The organism is Nocardia vulneris (genome assembly GCF_001613425.1).
GTDB lineage: Bacteria > Actinomycetota > Actinomycetes > Mycobacteriales > Mycobacteriaceae > Nocardia > Nocardia vulneris.
Genome location: NZ_BDCI01000017.1, coordinates 356920 through 376105, shown reverse-complemented (window position 1 = coordinate 376105; position 19186 = coordinate 356920). Strand labels below are relative to the sequence as shown.

The window sequence follows — 19186 nt, the reverse complement described above, 5'->3', positions numbered from 1 at the left end:
GAACTCCGGTCAGCCGACCGCGGGCGCACCGGCCATGGCGGCCGCGGTCAGCTCGACCGAGCGCACCCGGTCGGCGAGGCCGGTGGCGTGATGGGCGGTGATGAGTTCGTCGGCGTCGATGGACGCGGCGAAATCGTCCAGGTAGGCCCGGACCTCGGCGGGCGTGCCGACCGCGGTGTACTTCGTCATCGCGGTGAGTTGCCCGCCGTTGGGCGAGGCGAGGAACGCGTCGATGTCCGCGTCGGAGAAGTCGGCGCCCGCCGCGCCCCGCTTGATCATCATCCGGGCGCGCGCCCGGTAGGCGACGGTCTTCTGCTGCGCCGCGTCGTCGGCGTCCGCGGCGGCGAACACGTTGACCCCGGCCATCACGTACGGCTCGGCCAACTGCTCGGACGGACGGAACACGTCGCGGTAGACCGAAACAGCCTGGTGCAGCGCGTCGGGCGCGAAGTGCGACGCGAACGCGTACGGCAGGCCGAGCTGTCCGGCGAGCTGCGCGCCGAACAGTGACGAACCCAGGATGTACAGCGGCACAACACCTTCCGCGCGCGGTACGGCGCGCACGCCCGGCACCCGGGTGTTTCCGGTCAGGTAGCCCTGCAACTCCAGCACGTCCTGCGGGAAGGAGTCCGCCGACGACGGATCGCGGCGCAGCGCGTACATCGTCTTCTGATCGCTGCCGGGCGCGCGGCCCAGCCCGAGATCGATCCGGCCGGGGAACAGCGTCTCCAGCGTGCCGAACTGTTCGGCGATCACCAGCGGGGAATGGTTGGGCAGCATGATGCCGCCCGCGCCGAGCCGGATGGTCGCGGTGTGTTCGGCGACATGGCCGATGAGCACGCTGGTCGCGCTCGACGCGATGGATCCCATGTTGTGGTGCTCCGCGTACCAGACGCGGCGATAGCCGCTGCGTTCGGCGGCCTGCGCCAGCGCGACACTGTTGGCGAAGCTGTCGCGCGCGGTCTGGCCGGGCGCGATCGATGCCAGGTCGAGGATGGACAGGGCGATGGGCATAGGGACGCCGCCTTTCGAGATCAGAGAACGCGCTGCAGTTGTGCGGTGAAGGCCCGGATGCGGGCGTCGTCGCGGCGGTAGTAGATCCATTGACCGCGCCGGGTGCCGGTGACGAACCCCGCGCGCTGCAGGATCGCCAGGTGTGTCGAGATGGTCGAGGCCGAGGTGCCGGCCTTCTGCTGGATCAGGCCCGCGCAGACGCCGAGTTCGGCGGTGTCGCAGGCCCGTCCGGGGAAGTGCACGTCGGGCTCCTTGAGCCACTCCAGCACCCGCAGCCGGGTCTCGTTCGCCAGCGCCTTGCATTCGTCCAGCACGCGCACCATCCTTCGATATTTCGCTAATTAACGAAACTACGCCGGGTTCCGATGCTCGGCACCATGATGCAGGTCACTCCGGGCGGCGCTGGCGCACTGCGCAACCGTGCCTTGTGCAACGCAGCAGCGTTCGGCCTTGTGCAACGCAGCCGCGCTCGGCCTTATATAACGCAGCCGCGCTCGATTCCATGCCCGCGCGCCAGGCGCGATTCAGCCCACGGACGGACCGCCGACCACGGTCGGTTGCGGTCGCGCGGACAGGGCGGTGGGCGCGATGGTGTCGAACAGCCGCAGGACGTCGCGCACGAATTCGATGCGGCCGACGCCGAGCCGGGCCAGCGCGGGTCCGTGGTCCGCGGCGACCACCACCGTCGAGCCGACCAGGAACAGCCACCACAGCGCCACGATCACCCGGCGCGCGCCGGGCGTGGTCGTGGCGAACGCGACGCGCAGGCGCTGGCAGTGGAACGGCACGTGCCGGAGCTCGTCGTTCAGGATCAATCCGGCGACCTGTGTGGTCAGCGGATCGTCGGTGCCGTCGCGCAACGCGCGGTAATAGCGCAGCGCGACGATCTCCGCGACCATCAGCACGGTCAATTCCAGCCGCAGCCCGAGCATGCGGCGTAGTCGCACGAAAACCAGGTCGCTCCAATGGCTTCCGATAGTCCGCCAGCCGCCGGCCCGCAGCAGCAATCCCAGCATCCGCGCGTGATTGATCTCCTCGGCGATGAACAGTCGTACCGCCGCGGCGTACTCCGGATCGCCCGCGCGCTCGGCCTTGGCGATGAGATTCGCGCCGTCGCCGCTCTCGCCGACCTGGAAGCGCTGCACACTGCGCGCGACAGCCGGATGCAGCCGCGCTCCGCTCGCCCACGCCGGATCGCCGAGCGCGGCCCTGGCCACTGCCTTCGCCTCGAATTCGGTTGTCCACCGCGAGAACTCGTGCACATCCACCTGCCGACCTCCATACTCGTCGAGCGCGCCCCCGCAGTGGCGAACCCGTTGTTCCGGCAAACCTAAACAGCCGGTGTGGAGCTCGGAAGCGCACTTCGTGGAGATCCTGTGCAGGTAGGGTCGCGGCAATGGCGAAGATTGCTTTTCTGGGGACCGGCCGGATGGGCACGGGGATGGCGGCGCGGCTGATCGCCGCCGGGCACGACGTCGCGGTGTTCAACAGATCGGCGGCGAAGGTCGCGGACCTGGTGGCCGCGGGCGCGGTCCGGGCACAGACACCGCGGGCGGCGGCCGAGCAGGCCGACGCCGTCTTCGCGATGGTCGCCGACGATGCCGCCTCGCACGCGGTGTGGCTCGGCGCGGAGGGTGCCCTCGCGGCGGCGGGCGCGCCCGGCCGATTCGCGATCGAGTGCTCGACCCTGTCCCGGCCCTGGGTGCTCGAGCTCGCGAAACAGGCCGCGGCCCAGGGCTTCCGGTACATCGACTCGCCGGTCACCGGGCTGCCCACGGCCGCGGCGGCCGGAGCGTTGCGCCTGCTGATCGGGGCCGCGCCCGCGGATCTCGACGCGGTGCGCCCGCTGCTGGAACCGTTGTGCGACAGCATCGTTCACTTCGGTGATGTCGGCGCGGGCACCGCGTACAAGCTGGTGCAGAACCTGCTGGGCTCGGTGCAGATCGCGGCGACCGCGGAGGCGCTGCGGATCGCCGAACTCAGCGGACTCGACCTGACGACGGTGGTCGACACCCTCGCGCTGAGCGTCGCGGCGAGTCCGACGGTGACGCGGGTCAGCCGGTTGATGCTGGACGGCGTGCACGACCGCGATATCGCGTTCACGGCCGCGCTGCGGTGCAAGGACACCCGGATCGGGGTGGAACTGGCCGAGGCCGTGCACGCGCCCGCCGCGCTGGGGCACGCCGCCTACGACCTGTTCGGGCGGCTCGTCGAGGCGGGCCACGGCGAGCTCGACGAAACCAAGGTCATCGACCTTTTACGGGAATGATCGCGCCGAGCGCCTAGACTTCGTTTCGAAAAGGAAGGACAGCTCATGAAGCGGAACCTGAACTGCCCGTGCGGCGAGGCGATCGTCGGCGTGGACGAGGACGATCTCGTCGAGAAGACCCAGGCCCACCTCGCCGCGAATCATCCGGGGCACGAGTACTCGCGCGACGAGATCCTGTTCATCGCTTACTGATCGAAGCGTGCGCAGCGGTCGCTGCACCGGCGCGGTCGAACTGGGGAGGAGTGGGGACACGCCACTCCTCGTCCGGTTGCGCTCTCAGTTCCACTGGCGCACAGGCTATTTCATAATCACGCTCACTTCTGCCGGGCGCGCGGGTCGCGGCCGGGTGAGTCGCGCCGTCGACTGCTTCGTTTGCGCGACATATTGTCTCGAATACATTCGAGCTCGAGTGACCTCGCCGCAGCGCGAGTCGGCTCCCCACACCGTGTGAAACGGCAAATCCATTGCCGCGCAGCCGTGCCGGCCGTTCGCGCTGTATCCCGCCGCCGTCGCGCCCGCCGCGCGGCTCCTCCGAAGTGGGGTCCCTGTGAACCGCAAACTCTCTGTGCCCATCGTCGCCGCCTGCCTCGTCCTCGCCCTCGGACCCGGTTCACTGGCCGTCGCGACGCCCCTGTCCGGTCTTCCCGAATCGGCCCCGGCCGCGCCCTACTGTTATGAGGAGCCGTCGCAGCCGCAAGCCGATATCAGCGACCTGAAAGCTCGCTTCAATCGGTCCAATTGGATGCCGACGCTGCAGGCCATGTACAAGCGGCGCTGGCCGAGCGGGGAGAAACTCGCGATCGCTCAGGCCAAGGACAAGTACTGGAATCAGTTCGTGGACACCAGTAGTTTCGAGGCGTTCGCGGAATCGATGATGGTGGCGATCCACGAGGAGACCCACATGTGGGATCTGGACGGAGCGCGCACCGTGTGGGATGTGCGCACCGCGTCGTGGGTCAACGCCACCCAGCAGATCCTGGACATTCCGCTGCACGGCGGCTTCCCGCGCAAGGAGATCCTGCCGCTGATCAAGGACAAGCTCAGCGACGACATGGACGGCATCTACCTGCGCGACCGGCAGCAGGGCGACTATCACCTGCAAGGCGTCCTCGCCGAGTTGAACGCGGGGCTGACCGGTCTGCCCGCGGTCACCGTGGTGCAGGAGTACATCAAGGGGATCGGCGCGAGCAATGCCCGCGACATCGCCGCGACCAACCTGCGGTACCTGCTGTTGTACCTGCGTGTCGCCAAGGACAAGCACCCGGACTACTGGGCGAAGATCAAGAACGAACCCAAGGTGCGTGAGCTGGTGCTGACCCAATTCCTGCGCACCGCTTACTGGTTGGAGAAGTCCGCGCCCTACACCGGCAAACTCGGCAGCCCGGACGCGGACAAGATCACCGCGAAGAACTATGCCCCGGAGAACATCTCGATTCTGGAGGAGTTCACCGGTCGCAAGGTGCGCACCGACGCGCAGAAGAATTGCACCGTCTCCTGACCGGCCCGGCCGGGATCGCCGACGGTGATCCCGGCCGTTCGGATCAGCGGTGTTCCGCCGCCACCTCGCTCGGCACGGCGTCGACGGCCGGGGTGCGGGCCGCATCGGTCAGCTCGCCGCGGCGCACGACCACCACGCCGGTGAGAATCAGGACGCCGCCGAGCAATTGGATCGCCCGGGGCGCCTCGCCGAGCAGCACCCAGGCGAAGGCCAGCGCGGCGAGCACCTCGAACAGAGCGACGAACGAGGCCAGCCGGGAGCCGAGCAGGCGGGTGGCGACGATGCCGGAGACGTAGGCCAGCGCCGCGGTCACCGTGCCCAGGATCAGCAGCACCGGCCACGGTGATGCGGTGAAGTCCTGGAAGACAACGGGATTCGTGGTGGCGTGCAGCGGGACGAGCCCGATCGCGCCCGCGGCGAGCAGCGTGAGCCCGCCGATGAGCAGCGCGCCTGCCGCCAGCACGGTGCCCGGCAGCGTGCCCTCGCCCTGCGCCGAGAGCACGAAGTACGCGGCGGCGCCGATCATGGCGGCCAGCGCCCAGGCGATGCCGACCCAGCTGGTGGACAGTCCGGACCGCAGATCGATCACGAGGGCGAGGCCGATGATGCCGAGCAGACCGCCCGCGACGGTGGCGACGCCGGGACGCTGCCGATGGCGCAGCCAGAGCCAGCCGACCACCGCGATCGGGGCGGTGTATTCGATGAGCAGCGCCACCCCGACTTCCATCTCGGCGACCGCGTTGAAGTAGGCCAGCTGCGTGCCCGCCACGGCCAGCAGACCGTAGGTGATGATCAGGGATGCGTTGCGGCGCAGCAGCTGCCAGTCGCCGCGCAGCTGGACGAGGGCGATCGGCAGCAAGACGACGGCGGCGATGAGCACCCGGACCGCCACCACCGACGCGGCGCTCCAGCCGGCGTTCATCAAGCCGCGCGCCAGGGAGCCGGAGAGGCCGAACGACGACGCGGACAGCAGCGCGAAGAGCAGCCCGGATCGCACACGCCGCTGAACGGCACTGTCATGAGCAATGGTCGTCATGGGTAATGACGCTAAGGCGGTGTGTGTAAGATGTCAACATGACTTTTGCTCATGACACCGAGGCGTCGCTGCTGGCCGCGGTCGAGCTGGTCAATTCGGCCGAAGAACCCGATACGCTGACCGAAATCGCCCAGCTGGAAGAGTTTTTCGTCAGGCACGTGTACACCGGCGTGCGGACCGGCGACGCCGCCGAGCTCGCGGCGGTGCGCGCGCAACGCGCCCCGCTGCGTACGCTGCTGACCAGCGATCGGGACACCGCGGTGCGGTTGGTCAACGAGACCCTCGCCAAGCATCGGGCGACGCCGCAACTGGTGCGCCACGACGGGTTCGACTATCACATCCACGCCGTCTCGCCGGACGCGCCGCTGCCCGTGCGCATCGCTGTCGAGACCGCGATGGCGATGATCGACCTGATCCGCTCCGACGAGCTGAGCAGGCTCTCGCTCTGTGCCGACAGCGCGTGCGAGGGCATCGTGCTCGATCTGTCCCGCAATCGATCCCGGCGCTACTGCAGTACTGCGTGCGGCAACCGCAACGCGGTCGCCGCTTATCGGGCAAGGCGGCGCTAGGGCTGCCCGATGGAGTGTTCCTCGACCGACGTGCTGAATCCGGTGCCGTTCAGGTCGAGATAGAGCGAGCGTTCGGTGACCGACAGGGTGACGGTGTTGCGGCGTTCGACGGCGGCGACGGCCGTGTCGATGAAGTCCCGGTCGAAGCTGTAGAGCGGGATCTCCGCGGCGCGGTGGATGCGTTTTCCGGCGAGCTGTGCGAGCACCTTCGCCGGATCGCGATGGGTGTAGACGGCGGTGCGTTCGGCCGCCTTGCTGCCGCGGTGCAGCCGTTCGGCGTCCGGTGCGCCGACCTCGATCCAGGCGAGGAGCCGGCCGGTGAGGTCGCGCACCAGCACCGCGGGTTCGTCGGTGGAGGACACGCCACCGTCGCTGAACGCGATGCCCTCCTGGTATTCGAGGCAGTAGGCCAGCAGCCGGGTGAGCATGAACTCCGCGGTTTCGGACGGATGCCGCGCCAACCGCAGGTCCAGTTCCTGGTAGACGTCGCGATCGACGTCGGCCAGTTGGACGGTGAAGTTGTGCAGGGTTGCGCTGAGGGCCATAGGAGCAGGAGCTTAGTTCGGCGGCCAGAGCACCGGCTCGGCCGGGCAGAGGCCGGCCGAGCGGGTGGTCGGCACCGGTCCGGTCCCGGGGGCGAACATCCACTGGCTGATCGGCCCGGCCGCTTGCCAGCGCAGCGTGCCCGCCCCGTCCGCGACCACCTGATACACCGCCTCGCTGCCGTCGATCAGCTGACTGCCCACGCAGTAGTCGTTGTATTCGGTGCCCGGTTGCTGCGCACCGAGGCTGAACGTGCCGGTGGGGCGGGTGCGCGAACCGGGATTCGCGACGGTGCTCGGCGCGCCGGACACTGCGCCGCGCACCCAGACCGGCGTTCCGCGATCGGCCGCACAGGTGAAGATCCGGCCGCCGGCCGTCACAGCCCTACCTTGCGCGTAATCCGTCCCGGCCCACAGGCATGCGGTGGCGGGCGCGGCCGTCGCGCTGCCCGCCGCGGCCCCGACCAACCCGAGTGCGGCGAGCGCCGCCACGGACGCGGCCATACCCCGACGCCACCGCGACGACGCGGCCTGACCCATGACTTCACCAGCGAGAGAATCGTTTTCCACGTTGCCCATGCCTCGAAGGTAGGAATCGAACGGCCCCGCCCGAATCCCACCGCAGCGCCATTCCGGGCTGATACTGCGGTGGTAGGGGTGCAACCCGGATATCACCCCTGACCGAAACCCGGAGCGGCGCGGGCGTTCCCGCGCGCTCGACGACGAAAGGACCAGCTGACGACTCGGCCCGCGGTCGCACGGACCCTGACCGCGATTCCGGGACCGGCGGCCGATCCCGAGGCGGTACGGGAAAATTCAGGGCGGCAGGACGCGAGTCCGCGGCTAGTGCAATGCCTGTAACACGCCGTCGGCCACCGCGTAGGTGCCGATGAACAGCTTCAGCATCCAGTGCGCACCGTGCAGCGCGGCGATGGCCCGGGGCACGCGTGCTTCCCGCCCGAGGAAGACCGCGACCGGCACCCCGGCGATGAGGCCGAGGACCGCGCCGAGCACCGCCGCGCCGGGCAGGTCGCCGACGCCGCTCACCGCGACGATGCCCGCGAGCGCCACGGCCAGCACAGTATGTCCGGCCGAGCTGAGCAGCACAGTCCGGGTGGACCAGGTTTCGCCGGTGCGATACCCGAGCGGCCTCGCGACCTCCGCCAGGAACGCGCGAAACATCGCGTCCAGCAAGAACATCAGCAGGACGGCGACCGGAAAGGTCCAGAGCGAATCGGCGGCGATCGCCGGTCCCGCGATGGCGAGCATGGATAACGCTGTCGGTCGAAGCTACTGGGCGAGCTGTTTCACCAGGCGATAGAGGAACTCGCGGCTGGCCTCGAGCCCGGCGATCGGCGCGCGTTCGTTGATGCCGTGAATCCGCCCGGCGTCGGCGGGCACCATGAACAGCCCGCTCACCCCGTACATCGGAATGCCTTTGCTCCGCGCGTATTTGCTGTCGGTCGCGCCGGTGGACATGAAGGAGCTGACGGCCGCGGTAGGGAACAGTTCCTTGGTCAGCGAGGTGACCGCGGCCAGCACGTCGCCGTTGATCGGCGAGATGCCGCCCGCCGGATCGAGATTGCGGGTGATGGTCAGCTTGCCGCCGTCGGCGAACGCCGCGCGCAACTGCTTGTCGATGTCGTCGGGGTTGTCCTGCGGGAGGATCCGGCAGTTGACCGTCGCTTTGGCCTTCTGCGGCAACGCGTTCTCCGCCTCGCCCGCGGTGAGCATGGTCGCCACACAGGTGGTCCGCAACTGGGCGTTGTACTCGGGCAGGGCTGAAAGCCGTTCGATCGCCTCCGGACTCGGGTTGCCGGCGGCGACCGCGCGCATGTCCTCGGCTTCCGGCCCGCTGCGACTGGCGGCCAGCGCGCCGAAATTGTCCCGCGTCGCGTCGCTGAGCGAGGCCGGGAACCGATAGGCGGCAAGGCGATTCAGCGCGGCGCCGAGGGTGTAGATGGCGTTGTCCGGCGTCGGCACCGAACTGTGCCCGCCGTTCTCCTTGGCCTCGACCTGGTAGGTCACATAGGTCTTTTCGGCCACCTGCACGCCCTGCAGGGTGGGTTTGCCGTCGACCAGCAAGGCCCGGCCGCCCTCGTTGAGCCCGTACTCCGCGCTCATCAGGTCGGCTTTGTTCTCCATCAGCCATTTCGCGCCGTTGTCTTTACCGGCCTCTTCGTCCGCGGTGAGCGCGAGCACGATGTCCCGATTCGGCTTGAACCCCTCGCGCTTCAGCTGCACCAGGCCGGATACCAGCGCCGAGACCATGGCCTTGTCGTCGATCGAGCCGCGCGCCGCGTAGAAGCCGTCCACCTCCGTGAGCTTGGACGGATCGGTGGTCCAGCCGTCCTCGCGCTTGGCCTCGACCACGTCGAGGTGCCCGAGCAGTAGCAGCGGTTTGCGCTGGCCGGTACCGGTGAAACGGAGCACCAGGTTGCCCTTGCGGGCGACCGGCTCGAAGATCTGGATATCGGACTCGGCGAATCCGGCGTCGAGCAGCCGCCGCTCGACCGCTTCCGCGGCCACGGTGGTGCTGCCGGTGGAATGCGAGGTATCCGTCTCCACCAACTGCTTGTAGATCTCGTGGAAGAGTTTCGTATTGTCCTGCGTCGTCGCGCTCGACGCAGAGCTCGTCTCGTTCTTCGCGGCGGAATCGGAATCCGAGCTGCAGGCGGATGCGGTGAGCGCCGCGACAAGTCCCAGTGCGGCCACCGAAATCAACGGGGTACGGCGACTGAATACAGACACGTGCTGAAGCTAGCACGGCCCCAGGTGCTTCGCGTGGGGAACGACTACCCCGCCTGCGTGCTCGGTTCCAGCTGGTAGGCGGCGGCTTGCAGGGCGAACAGTTGCGCGTAGCCGCCGTCCGCGGCCATGAGTTCGCAGTGCGTCCCCACCTCGGCGACGCGGCCGTGGTCGAGCACGACGATCTTGTCGGCGTGCCGGATATTGGCCAGGCGGTGCGTGATCAGGATGGTGGTGCGGTTGCCCGGCTCCCGTCCGGTGCCGCGGCTGAGTTCCTGCAGGGACTCGAACACCGCGTGCTCGGCGCGCGCGTCCATGGCCGCCGTCGGCTCGTCCGCCACCAGCACCGGCGCGTCGCGAAAAAGACCGCGCGCCACACTGATTCGCTGCCATTGACCGCCGGACAGATCCCGGCCCCTGGCGAAGCGCCGGGAAAGGACGGTCGCTTCGCCTGAAGGTAATTCATCGATCACCGCGTCCGCGCCGGACTTGCGCGCCGCTTCGCCTAGCGCCGCCTTCGGATTCGCGCGCTCGATCCGCCCGATGCGGATGTTGTCGCGCGCGCTCATCGGCCAGCGCGCCGGATCCTGCATGACCACCGCGACATTGCGGTAGATCGACTGTTCGTCGACGGTGGCGAGGTCGACGCCGTCCCAGCACACCCGCCCGGCCGTCGGTAGGTACAGGCCGGTGATCAGACGCGCCAAAGTGCTTTTGCCCGAGCCGTTCTCGCCGACCAGGGCGACGACCTCGCCGCGCCTGATGGACAGATCCACCGTCCGCAACGCGGGTTCGTCCTGGCCCGGGTAGGTGAAGGAGACCGCGTGAAGGGTGATTTCGTGCGGGTCGGCCGGGGCGATGCGGTGCGAGGCCGGCCGCGTGCGCCGCTCGGTCTGTTCCAGCAGGTTCGAATAGAAGTCGAGATAGAGGATGTTCTCGTACAGGCTGTTCACGCCGATCATGGTCTGCGACAGGGCAGTAGTCGCCATCCGCATCGCGACGACCGCGGTGCCGGCCAGCGCCAGGGGCAGTGCGTCGAGATAGAGCAGCAGTCCGAGTACCGCGTAGGCGGCGCCGGTGCCGAGACCGGCGATCGCGCGCCCGGCCAGCCGCACCCGCGCCTTCGCCAGTTCGACCCGGCTGGTCTCCGCGGTGATCTGGGTGCTGATCCGGCGATACTCGCCGAGCAGGGCCGGGCCGGCGGTACACGCGCGCAGTTCGGCGGCGGTCTCCCGATCGGAGAGCAGTTCGCTCGCGAGCGCCGTGCGCAGATGCCGGGTCACCAGGCGCACATACGACTGATAGGAGAGCTTCGCGGCGCGGGCCGAGGCCCACACGTCGGGCAGCACCGCCAGCAGGACCAGCGGGGCGAGCGCGGGATGCAGCACCGTGGCCGTGCCTACCGCCGCGCACACGTGGACGAACGCGCCGGACAGATCGGTGATCGCCTCGACGCAGCGGGCGATGCTGCCCATGCCGCGTTGCAGTCCCTGCCGGACCAGGTCGGCATACTCGCTGTCCTCGAAGGCGATCAGGTCGACGCGGGCGATGGCGGTGTGCGCCCGGTCCCGCGCCCGCTGTTCGACCCGCGGCTTCAGCAGGGCTTCGGCTGTGGCGGTGCCGCTTTCGATGAGCGCGCGGGCCGAGAGCGCGGCGACGACCGCGCCGACCGCGGGCAGCGCGGACAACACCCGGTGCGATGTCGGCCCCTGTGCGAGCAAGGTGGTCAGGACATCGGCGGTGGCCAGCAACCCGAACGCGGTCGCTGCGCCGCTCGCCACCGCGAGCACCGCTGTGAGCAGGGTCCAGCGCCGGGACGCCTGCCAGGCCAGGCCGAGCACCACGCGGGCGCCGGCGGGCAAGGCGAGCAGCGTGCGCCCCAGCCCTGCCTCGGCCACCTGCTTGTCCACCGTCATCCAGCTCGGTGTGCTCAGCTCGTCCACGCCGACCAGCGGGGCAACCGCGGATTCGGTTGTGCCCATGCGGTTCTCCGTGTTCGCCGCGTCGCCCCGTAGTCGCACCACCGATCCAGGGTCACCCGTCGGCGCTCCCGTCCGGCAGAGGTCGCGGCCGGGAAAGATCGGGAAATCGTCCCGGCTCGCCGGGATCACCTGCTCTGTCGCCCAGGGATGCCCGTGCCGCACGGTGAGAGGCGTGTATTCCACGGCGGTACTCGGGCCGACGCGAAAGGAAACCAGATGAGCGCTCCGGTAGACGAATTCGATCTCGATATCCGCCTCGGCGAGGTGCCGGCACCGACGCCGCACGCTGTGCCGATGGTGATGCGCACGGCGGAAGGGGCCTGTCCCTCCGACGACTGCAGTAGTTACCCGATGTGCAAGACCACCGAACGGACTTGCTGAAAGAAGGAACCATGTCCGCACCAGTTGATGATTTCGATCTCGATATCCGGATCGGCGACCCGAGCCGATTGCTCGACCCGGCCATGGCCGCGCGAACCTCGGATTTCGAGACGTGTGCCGATTCGCATTGCGCGACCTGCGGCTCCGCCTGCAATACCGAGCATCCGCCGCGCTGTACCAAGTACTGCTGACGCAGAGGAGAACGAAATGTCCCTGCCGGTAGACGAATTCGATCTCGACATCCGCATCGGCGACCCCACTCGCGTGGTCGAGCCCGGGATGGTGACGAAAACGACCGACGCCGAGTGGTGCAGCGATTCGCACTGCCCGACCTGCGGTACGACCTGTCCGACGCACCACGGCCCGCGGTGCACGGCCGACTGCTGACTTCGAGGAGGCGAGATGTCTTACCCGGTAGACGAATTCGATCTCGACGTGCGGCTCGGTGAGCTTTCCGGTGCGGTGCCGGAATACGGGACGACGGCGGCCTATCCGCCGCCCACCACGGTGCACTGCCCGACCGACCGCAGCAGGTGTTGTCCGCTGCCCGGTGTCGATTTCGAGTACTGAGAGGAACCGCCGGAATGAACGCGGACCGTGCGTCGGTGATCGTCGATGAACTCCACCCGGCCGGGCGGCCGTGGCGCAGCCTGGTGCCCGCCGACCTGGCGGCGTCGGCGATCGCGGTATCCGTGGAAGTCGGGAAGCGGCTGCGGGATACGGCATCGGCGCCGGAGTCGGGCAATGCGGGGTGCGCCGTGTTGTTCGACCAGCTGGACCGGCTGCGGCCGGACCACGGTTGGGCGGTGCATTCGCATGCCTGCCTGACCGCTGCCGCGCGCACCGCCGAACGGGCCGAGCGCGGACGGCTCGGCCTGTTCGGCGGGTTGTGCGAGGTGGCCTTCGCCGCTGACGCGTTGTCCCGCGACGGCACCCGCTATCGACGGCTGCTCGATGACCTGGACGAGGTCATCGCCCGGGCGGCGGCCGCGCTCGGCGCGACGATCGCCGCGCAGCCCACCGGCCTGCCGTCGGCGGCGTTCGATGTGATCGCCGGATTGGCCGGTGCCGGCGCCTATCTGTTGCGCCGCACGGGACGCCCGCGCATCGATGACGCGCTGTGCGAGGTGCTGGCGGGATTGACAGCTCTGTGCGGCATCATCGATGGTGTCCCGAACTGGCACACGCTGCCCGCCGCGGTGGTGCCGAACAGCCCGATGGCGCGGGCCTATCCCACCGGCGTGTTCAATTGCGGCCTGGCGCACGGTGTCCCGGGTCCACTGGCGGTGTTGGCGCTCGCCGAGTCGATGGGTATCTCGGTCTCCGGCCAGCGGGCGGCGGTCGCACGGGTCGCGCACTGGTTGGCCGCGCAGCGCCGCGACGACGCGTGGGGACCGAACTGGCCGACCGGGGTGGCGCTGCCGGACTCGACCGGCACGACGCCGACCGCCTACGGCCCCACGCACAACGCGTGGTGCTACGGCAGTCCAGGCGTGGCGCGAGCGCTCTGGTCGGCGGGCGCGGCGCTGGCCGATCCGCAGCTCGGCGAGCTGGCGGTGGCCACCATGCGCGCGGTGTACCGCCGCACGCCGGACGCGCGACGGATCGACGGGTCGCCCGGCCTGTGCCACGGCGTCGCCGGTCTGTTGCAGATCACCTTGCGTTTCGCCGCCGACACCGGGGATCCGGACTGTGTCGCCGCGGTGCCCGTCTTGACCGCTCAGCTGCTCTCGATGTTCCAGCCGGAGCGGCGGTACGGCTATGTCTCGTTCGCTGAAAACGGCCCCACCGCAGACGATCCCGGCCTGCTGGACGGTGCGGCGGGCGTCGCGCTCGCGCTGCTGGCCGCCGCCACCGACCTCCCACCGACGTGGGACCGAACCCTGCTGCTGTCTTGACCCGGGCCTCGACGATGACGTGGCGGAGCGTGCTGTCCGCGGCGACGGCGGAGCGGGCGGTCACGGTGGCGCGGGCGGTCGCGCGCCGCCTCGCGCCGCCGGAAAGCCTGCCTGCATTGCCGGGCCGGCCGGGTCTGCTGCGCGACGGCGCATCCGGTGCCGCCGGATGCGCGGTGCTGCTGAGCCGATTCGACGGCCGCGACTGGGATCGCGCCGCCCACCGCTGCCTCACGGCGGCCGTGCGCGAGATGGCGGACGCCGAGGTCCGGCTGCCCGGCATGTTCGACGGGCTGACCGGCTTGGCGTTCAGCGCACTGCTGTTGTCCCGCAACGGCACTCGCTATCAGCGCCTGCTCGCCGAGCTGGACCGCGGCATCGTGCGTGACGCGACGAGTCGTGCGGCGGTGCTGGCGCACGCCCGGCACGGTCTGCCGTTCGAATCGTTCGATCTCGTCTCCGGTATCACCGGTACGGGCGCATACCTGTTGCGGCGCAACGCCTATACCGCCGCGCTGCGGGCGGCGCTGACCGGTCTGGTGGCGGTGTGCCGCTGGGAGAACGACCTCCCCAACTGGCACACGCCGGCCTGGAGCATCGCGCCGAAAACCCCGATGGCAGAGTCTTTTCCCGGTGGCGTGCTGAACTGCGGTCTCGCCCACGGCGTGCCGGGACCGTTGGCGCTGCTCTCGCTGGCCGAGCTGTCGGGCATTTCCGTGGCCGGACAGCGGGAAGCGATCGCGATGGTCGGGCGCTGGCTGACCGCGCACCGCGCCGACGACGCGCACGGACCCAACTGGCCGACCGGTATCCCGCTGCCGGGTACCGCCGCGGTCGGGACACGACCGCGCAATGCCTGGTGTTACGGCGGGCCCGGCGTTGCCCGCGCACTCTGGTTGGCGGGCAACGCGATCGACGACGCCGAGCTGCGGTCCCTCGCCGTCGACACGATGGTCGCGGCATCGAGCCGGTTCGCGGCGACGGCCGAGCCGGACCCGGCACCCGCCCTCTGTCACGGCGTCGCGGGCCTGCTGCAGATCACGCTGCGCTTCGCGCACGATACGGGCGATCCGCGATTCGCCCGTGCCGCAGTCGAACTGACCGACCGGCTGCTCGCTGGGTACGACCCGGCGCACCGGTTCGGTTTCCGCTGCCCCGGCGAGCTGCCCGCGGATCGGCCCGGCCTGCTCGACGGCGCCGCGGGGATCGCGCTCGCCCTGCTCGCGGCGAGCACCGGCGCAGCGCCGGACTGGGATCGAGTGCTGTTGCTGGCGTGAGGAGATGAGATGACGACGACCGGCTCGAACATGTATCGGCCACTGGACTGGCTGGTGGTCCGCACCCCGCTGCTGCCCCTCGGGGAGTACCTCGCGCTCGGTGCCGACCCGGCCGCCGAGTGGCCGGCCCGCACCGCCCCCGGCACGCTGGTGCCCGCCGATCCCCGGGTCCAGCGGGCGCTCGCGGTGGGCGGCGCGGAGCTGCTGCGGGCTTTGGAACGTCCCTGCACCGACGTTCGCGCGCGGCAGCGCCTGGCCGGGAAGTTACAGCGGTACCTCATCCGGATGTCCAGTCGGCCCACCCCGTTCGGCATGTTCGCCGGAGTCGGTCTCGCGGGGTGGGGTCCGGCCACCGACCTCGAGCTGGCCGACGCGCCCGCCGTGCTGCGGACCAGGCCGGACATGGGTTGGCTGCTCGACTTCGTGCAGACCCTGGAGCAGCGCGACGAGATCCGCGCGCAGCTGCGCCTGTGCACCAACCCGGCCGCCTTCGTGCAGGCGGATCGGGTGTTTCTCAGCGAGCGCACCCCCATCGGCGAGGCTGCCGAATCGGGGCGCGCGATGTCGTTGCGCGCCACCACGCCGGTCCGCCGGGTGCTGGAACGCGCGCGGATCCCGACGCGTTATGGCGATCTCGTGGATGAACTGGCTGGGGAACTCGACGCGGGCGCCGACCGAGTACGCGGTCTGCTGGACCAGCTGTGCGAACAGACCCTCTTGCTCACGGATCTGCGGCCACCGGTCACCGCTGCCGATCCGGCAGGCTATGTCGCCCGGCGCCTCGCGGCGATACCCGCCGCGGGCGCGGCCGCGACCGCCCTCGGCGAGCTGCTCGAACAGCTCGGTGACTGGGATCGGCTCGACCACGATCAGGCCGCCGCCGGGTACCCGAAGCTGCTGGATCGAGCACATTCGGTGCATGCGGTGGCGACGCCGAAGGGACCGTTCCAAACCGACATGAGCAGACCGTTCACCGGGCGACAGGTGAATTCGGCGGTCGCGACCGAAGCCGTCCGTGCGGCCGAACTGACGATCCGGCTGAGTTCCTGGCCGGCCGGAACGGCCGAATTGGACAGTTACCGAGCGGCTTTCATCGAGCGGTACGGTCCGGACCGGGAGGTGGGGCTGCTCGAACTGCTCGATCCCGAGATCGGACTCGGCGCGCCGCGCAAGGCCGAAAAGGGTGGGGCCGACGACGAGCGACGGCAGGTGCGCCACCGCACGCTGACCGATCTGGCGCTCGACGCGATCAGAGAGCGCAGGTCCGTCGTCGAACTCGACGCCGCGACCATCGCGAAACTCGAGATACAGTCGGCCGACCCGGCGAAAGTGCCTGCCTCGCTCGATCTTTCGCTGTTCGTGATCGCGGATTCGGCGGCGGCGGTGGACGCGGGCGAGTTCCAGTTGGTGGTCGGTCCCAACCTCGGGGCCTCGACCGCGGGCCGGGTGCTCGGCCGCTTCGCCGACCTGATCGGACCGTCGGCCGAACAGGCGTTGCACGAGGCGGCGGCGGCCGAAGCGCGGGCCCGGCCCGGGCGGCTGTGGGCCGAGGTCAGCTATCTGCCGCGACCCGGCCGGCTGGCGAATGTCACGATTCGCCCGCTGGCCCGCGAGTGGGAATTGCCCTTCGACACCACGCCCGGTGCGCGGGCGGAGCGGGTGATTCCGTTGTCCGAGTTGGTGGTCGGGCTGCGGGACGGGCGATTCGTGGTGCGCTGGCCGCGCACCGGACAGGAGGTCGTCACCTGTGCCGGGCACATGCTCAACGCCCAGGTGGCGCCCGCGGTGGTGCGGTTTCTCGACGAGATCAACCGGGACGGCAGGCCGGTGCCGATGACCTTCGATTGGGGCCCGGCGACCGGTTTCCCGTTTCTGCCGCGGGTGCAGGCCGGCCGGGTCGTGCTGGCGCCGGCGCGGTGGCGTTTGCCCGCCGACGACCTGGCGCCGAAATCGGCGACCTCGTTCGCGGCCGCCTTCGCCGCGTGGCGGCAGCGCTGGCAGCCACCACGCCAGCTGTATCTTGCGATGGCAGACCATCGTCTGCTGCTCGACCTGGACGCCCCGGATCAGGTCGAGCAGATCCGGGACGAGGCCCGGCGGACACCCGGTGGCAAGCTGTATCTGGAGGAAGCACTACCCGGGCCCGGGCACGCGTGGCTGCCCGGCCCCGACGGGCACTACCTCAGTGAGCTGGTGGTGCCGCTGGTGCGCACCGCCATCGAACCCGAACCCGTTCGCGGGCAGGCGCGTTCGGCGCCGTCGGCCACCTCGGCGGCGCGGTTGCGGCCGCCGGGCAGCGATTGGCTGTTCGCCAAGCTGTATCACGTGCCGACGTTCGAGGAGGATCTGCTCGCGCAGCAGATCCGGGACTTCTGCGCGCAGGCCGTCGCGGACGGTGCGGCCGACAACTGGTTCTTCCTGCGCTACACCGATCCCGACCCGCACCTGCGGATCCGCTGGCACGGTGACCCGGATCGGCTGACCGATCGGCTGGCGCCCGCGCTGTTGCGCTGGGGGGCGCGATTGGTCGCCGACGGGTTCTGCCGCCGCGTGTCGGTGGACACCTACGACCAGGAGGTGGAACGCTACGGCGGCCCGGCGGGGACCGCGGTGGCCGAGGACCTGTTCGCCGCCGACAGCGCGGCGGTGCTGGAGCTGCTCGCGCTGGTCGATCGGCGCATCGTCACGCTGGACCGCACGCTGCTGGGGATGGTCACGGTGGACGACCTGGTCACCGCGTTCGGCCTGAGCGAGGCCGAGCACATCGACCTGTATCGGCACGGCGTGCTCGAGCGGCGCGCCACCGCGGACGAATACCGAAGAGAGAATGCGACATTCAGATCACTGCTCGGCGATCGGCGTTGGCTGGCGAGTCAGCCAGGCGGTTCCGCTGTCGCCGAGATACTGGATCGTCGCCGAATTCTGCTGCAGGCAGCGGTATCCCGGCTCGACCTGCTCGCGGACCGGGGTGAACTCACCAGGTCGCGACCGGAACTGGTGCGCAGTTTCGTGCACATGCACTGCAACAGGCTGCTCGGCTGCGGGCATCCGCCGGAGCAGCGGGTGCTCGGATTGCTGTGGCGGACCAGGGAAAGCCTGCGGCACGCACCGATAGCGCTCAGCTGAGCGCGACCCCGAAGCCGGCCTCCCGCGCGCGCAGGATCGCGTTCGCGCGATCGCACACCCCGAGCTTGAGGAAGATCGCCGACAGGTAGTTGCTCACCGTCTTGGAGGCCAGATGCAGCCGGCCCGCGATCGCCGCGTTGGACAGACCGGCCGCGACCAGCTCGAGCACCTCGCGTTCACGGACGGTGAGATCGGCGAACGCGACGACCTCCACCGTGGCCGGCTGCGCGGTGATCCGCGCCAGCGCCGCCGCGCTACCCGGGCTGAACACCGCCCATCCGGCGGCCGCGCCGGCCACGGCCCGGACGATGCCTTCCGCGGTGCTCGACTTGTCGACATAACCGCGCGCGCCCGCGTTGATCGCGGCCCGCACGGCGCCGTCGTCCTCGTCCATACCGAACACCAGCACCGCCAGTCCCGGACAGGAGCGCAGGATGTCGGCGATCACCCGGTGGGTGCGCTCCTGTGACAACAGCAGGCCGAGCACCACCACGTCCGGTCGCTCGCGCAGCGCCTGCCGGGTCAGTTCGCTGACCGTCGCCGCCTCCCCGACAATGGTGAATTCGGCGACCGTGGCCAGCATCGAACGCAGACCCGCACGGACCACGGCGTGCTGGTCGGCCAGCACCACGGTGATCTGCGGAACCGGTGCATCGGTCACCGAATCCTCTTGCGTCACATGCCATCCGGCGCTCTGCGCCGACCGGAGCCGCCGGTGACCATTTCTCGTGTTCACGCCACCCCCGGACGGGTTCGAACGTCGGATGTCTCAACTGACTGAGAATGGCCGACGCCGCCGCGCAGGGGAAGATCTCGGACCGTTGGTCGAACCTTGTCGCGCCGATCCGC

21 protein-coding genes are annotated in these 19186 nt (G+C 69.8%); 11 read left to right on the top strand and 10 right to left on the bottom strand.

Features of this window, described 5'->3' with window-relative positions; genetic code table 11:
- Nucleotides 1-9: 9 nt before the first annotated feature.
- The 3 genes from NVU01S_RS19430 to NVU01S_RS19420 form a co-directional block, all read right to left on the bottom strand.
- Nucleotides 10-1014 (bottom strand): LLM class flavin-dependent oxidoreductase, encoded by a 1005-nt coding sequence (locus NVU01S_RS19430; RefSeq protein WP_043666674.1) that lies wholly within the window; start codon nt 1012-1014, stop codon nt 10-12.
- 20 nt (nt 1015-1034) lie between these two features.
- Nucleotides 1035-1337 (bottom strand): ArsR/SmtB family transcription factor, encoded by a 303-nt coding sequence (locus NVU01S_RS19425; protein ID WP_043666671.1) that lies wholly within the window; start codon nt 1335-1337, stop codon nt 1035-1037.
- A gap of 201 nt (nt 1338-1538) precedes the next feature.
- Entirely contained in the window at nt 1539-2282 is a 744-nt protein-coding gene (locus tag NVU01S_RS19420; RefSeq protein ID WP_043666668.1) for a ferritin-like domain-containing protein, read from the bottom strand.
- A gap of 128 nt (nt 2283-2410) precedes the next feature.
- On the opposite strand from NVU01S_RS19420, the gene NVU01S_RS19415 reads away from it, so the two are divergent.
- The 3 genes from NVU01S_RS19415 (at nt 2411) to NVU01S_RS19410 (ending at nt 4781) form a co-directional block, all read left to right on the top strand.
- Nucleotides 2411-3283, top strand: coding sequence for an NAD(P)-dependent oxidoreductase (locus NVU01S_RS19415; RefSeq protein WP_043666666.1), 873 nt, complete (start codon nt 2411-2413; stop codon nt 3281-3283).
- A 45-nt stretch (nt 3284-3328) separates the two neighbouring features.
- Nucleotides 3329-3475: a hypothetical protein gene (locus NVU01S_RS42105; RefSeq protein WP_014983729.1), complete on the top strand. Its 147-nt coding sequence runs from the start codon at nt 3329-3331 to the stop codon at nt 3473-3475.
- A gap of 355 nt (nt 3476-3830) precedes the next feature.
- On the top strand, nt 3831-4781 hold the full coding sequence (locus NVU01S_RS19410) for a hypothetical protein (RefSeq protein ID WP_209444770.1): 951 nt from the start codon (nt 3831-3833) through the stop codon (nt 4779-4781).
- Between the two features lie 43 nt (nt 4782-4824).
- On the opposite strand, the gene NVU01S_RS19405 is transcribed toward NVU01S_RS19410, so the two are convergent.
- Nucleotides 4825-5817 (bottom strand): EamA family transporter, encoded by a 993-nt coding sequence (locus NVU01S_RS19405; protein ID WP_043666663.1) that lies wholly within the window; start codon nt 5815-5817, stop codon nt 4825-4827.
- Between the two features lie 38 nt (nt 5818-5855).
- Between NVU01S_RS19405 and NVU01S_RS19400 the strand changes: the two genes are divergently transcribed.
- Entirely contained in the window at nt 5856-6386 is a 531-nt protein-coding gene (locus tag NVU01S_RS19400; RefSeq protein WP_043666660.1) for a CGNR zinc finger domain-containing protein, read from the top strand.
- On the opposite strand, the gene NVU01S_RS19395 is transcribed toward NVU01S_RS19400, so the two are convergent.
- From NVU01S_RS19395 to NVU01S_RS19375, 5 genes are all read right to left on the bottom strand, one after another.
- Nucleotides 6383-6931 (bottom strand): YaeQ family protein, encoded by a 549-nt coding sequence (locus NVU01S_RS19395; RefSeq protein WP_043666658.1) that lies wholly within the window; start codon nt 6929-6931, stop codon nt 6383-6385. The two genes, NVU01S_RS19400 and NVU01S_RS19395, sit on opposite strands and share 4 nt — an antisense overlap.
- A gap of 12 nt (nt 6932-6943) precedes the next feature.
- Nucleotides 6944-7432: a hypothetical protein gene (locus NVU01S_RS19390; protein WP_156161481.1), complete on the bottom strand. Its 489-nt coding sequence runs from the start codon at nt 7430-7432 to the stop codon at nt 6944-6946.
- Between the two features lie 339 nt (nt 7433-7771).
- Nucleotides 7772-8197, bottom strand: coding sequence for a hypothetical protein (locus NVU01S_RS19385; RefSeq protein ID WP_043666654.1), 426 nt, complete (start codon nt 8195-8197; stop codon nt 7772-7774).
- A gap of 21 nt (nt 8198-8218) precedes the next feature.
- Nucleotides 8219-9679 (bottom strand): M20/M25/M40 family metallo-hydrolase, encoded by a 1461-nt coding sequence (locus NVU01S_RS19380; RefSeq protein WP_244467154.1) that lies wholly within the window; start codon nt 9677-9679, stop codon nt 8219-8221.
- Between the two features lie 44 nt (nt 9680-9723).
- Nucleotides 9724-11841, bottom strand: coding sequence for an ABC transporter ATP-binding protein (locus tag NVU01S_RS19375; protein ID WP_244467153.1), 2118 nt, complete (start codon nt 11839-11841; stop codon nt 9724-9726).
- Between the two features lie 33 nt (nt 11842-11874).
- On the opposite strand from NVU01S_RS19375, the gene NVU01S_RS43445 reads away from it, so the two are divergent.
- Genes NVU01S_RS43445 through NVU01S_RS19355 form a run of 7 tightly spaced genes read left to right on the top strand, consistent with a single transcriptional unit; the run spans nt 11875 to nt 18337 of the window.
- Nucleotides 11875-12039, top strand: a complete 165-nt coding sequence (locus tag NVU01S_RS43445; RefSeq protein ID WP_156161480.1) for a hypothetical protein — start codon at nt 11875-11877, stop codon at nt 12037-12039.
- Between the two features lie 11 nt (nt 12040-12050).
- Complete coding sequence (locus NVU01S_RS43440) at nt 12051-12230, top strand: hypothetical protein (protein WP_041562616.1); 180 nt, start codon at nt 12051-12053, stop codon at nt 12228-12230.
- A 16-nt stretch (nt 12231-12246) separates the two neighbouring features.
- Nucleotides 12247-12426 carry an FDLD family class I lanthipeptide gene (locus NVU01S_RS19370; protein ID WP_043666652.1) on the top strand — a complete coding sequence of 60 codons (180 nt, stop codon included), beginning with the start codon at nt 12247-12249 and terminating at the stop codon, nt 12424-12426.
- A 15-nt stretch (nt 12427-12441) separates the two neighbouring features.
- Nucleotides 12442-12609, top strand: coding sequence for a hypothetical protein (locus NVU01S_RS43435; protein WP_156161479.1), 168 nt, complete (start codon nt 12442-12444; stop codon nt 12607-12609).
- Nucleotides 12610-12623: 14 nt separating this feature from the next.
- Entirely contained in the window at nt 12624-13937 is a 1314-nt protein-coding gene (locus tag NVU01S_RS19365; protein WP_043666650.1) for a lanthionine synthetase C family protein, read from the top strand.
- A 14-nt stretch (nt 13938-13951) separates the two neighbouring features.
- Nucleotides 13952-15211, top strand: a complete 1260-nt coding sequence (locus NVU01S_RS19360; protein WP_052280342.1) for a lanthionine synthetase C family protein — start codon at nt 13952-13954, stop codon at nt 15209-15211.
- A gap of 9 nt (nt 15212-15220) precedes the next feature.
- Nucleotides 15221-18337 (top strand): lantibiotic dehydratase, encoded by a 3117-nt coding sequence (locus NVU01S_RS19355; RefSeq protein WP_043666648.1) that lies wholly within the window; start codon nt 15221-15223, stop codon nt 18335-18337.
- On the opposite strand, the gene NVU01S_RS19350 is transcribed toward NVU01S_RS19355, so the two are convergent.
- Complete coding sequence (locus tag NVU01S_RS19350; RefSeq protein ID WP_043666846.1) at nt 18330-18998, bottom strand: response regulator transcription factor; 669 nt, start codon at nt 18996-18998, stop codon at nt 18330-18332. The two genes, NVU01S_RS19355 and NVU01S_RS19350, sit on opposite strands and share 8 nt — an antisense overlap.
- Nucleotides 18999-19186: the final 188 nt, after the last annotated feature.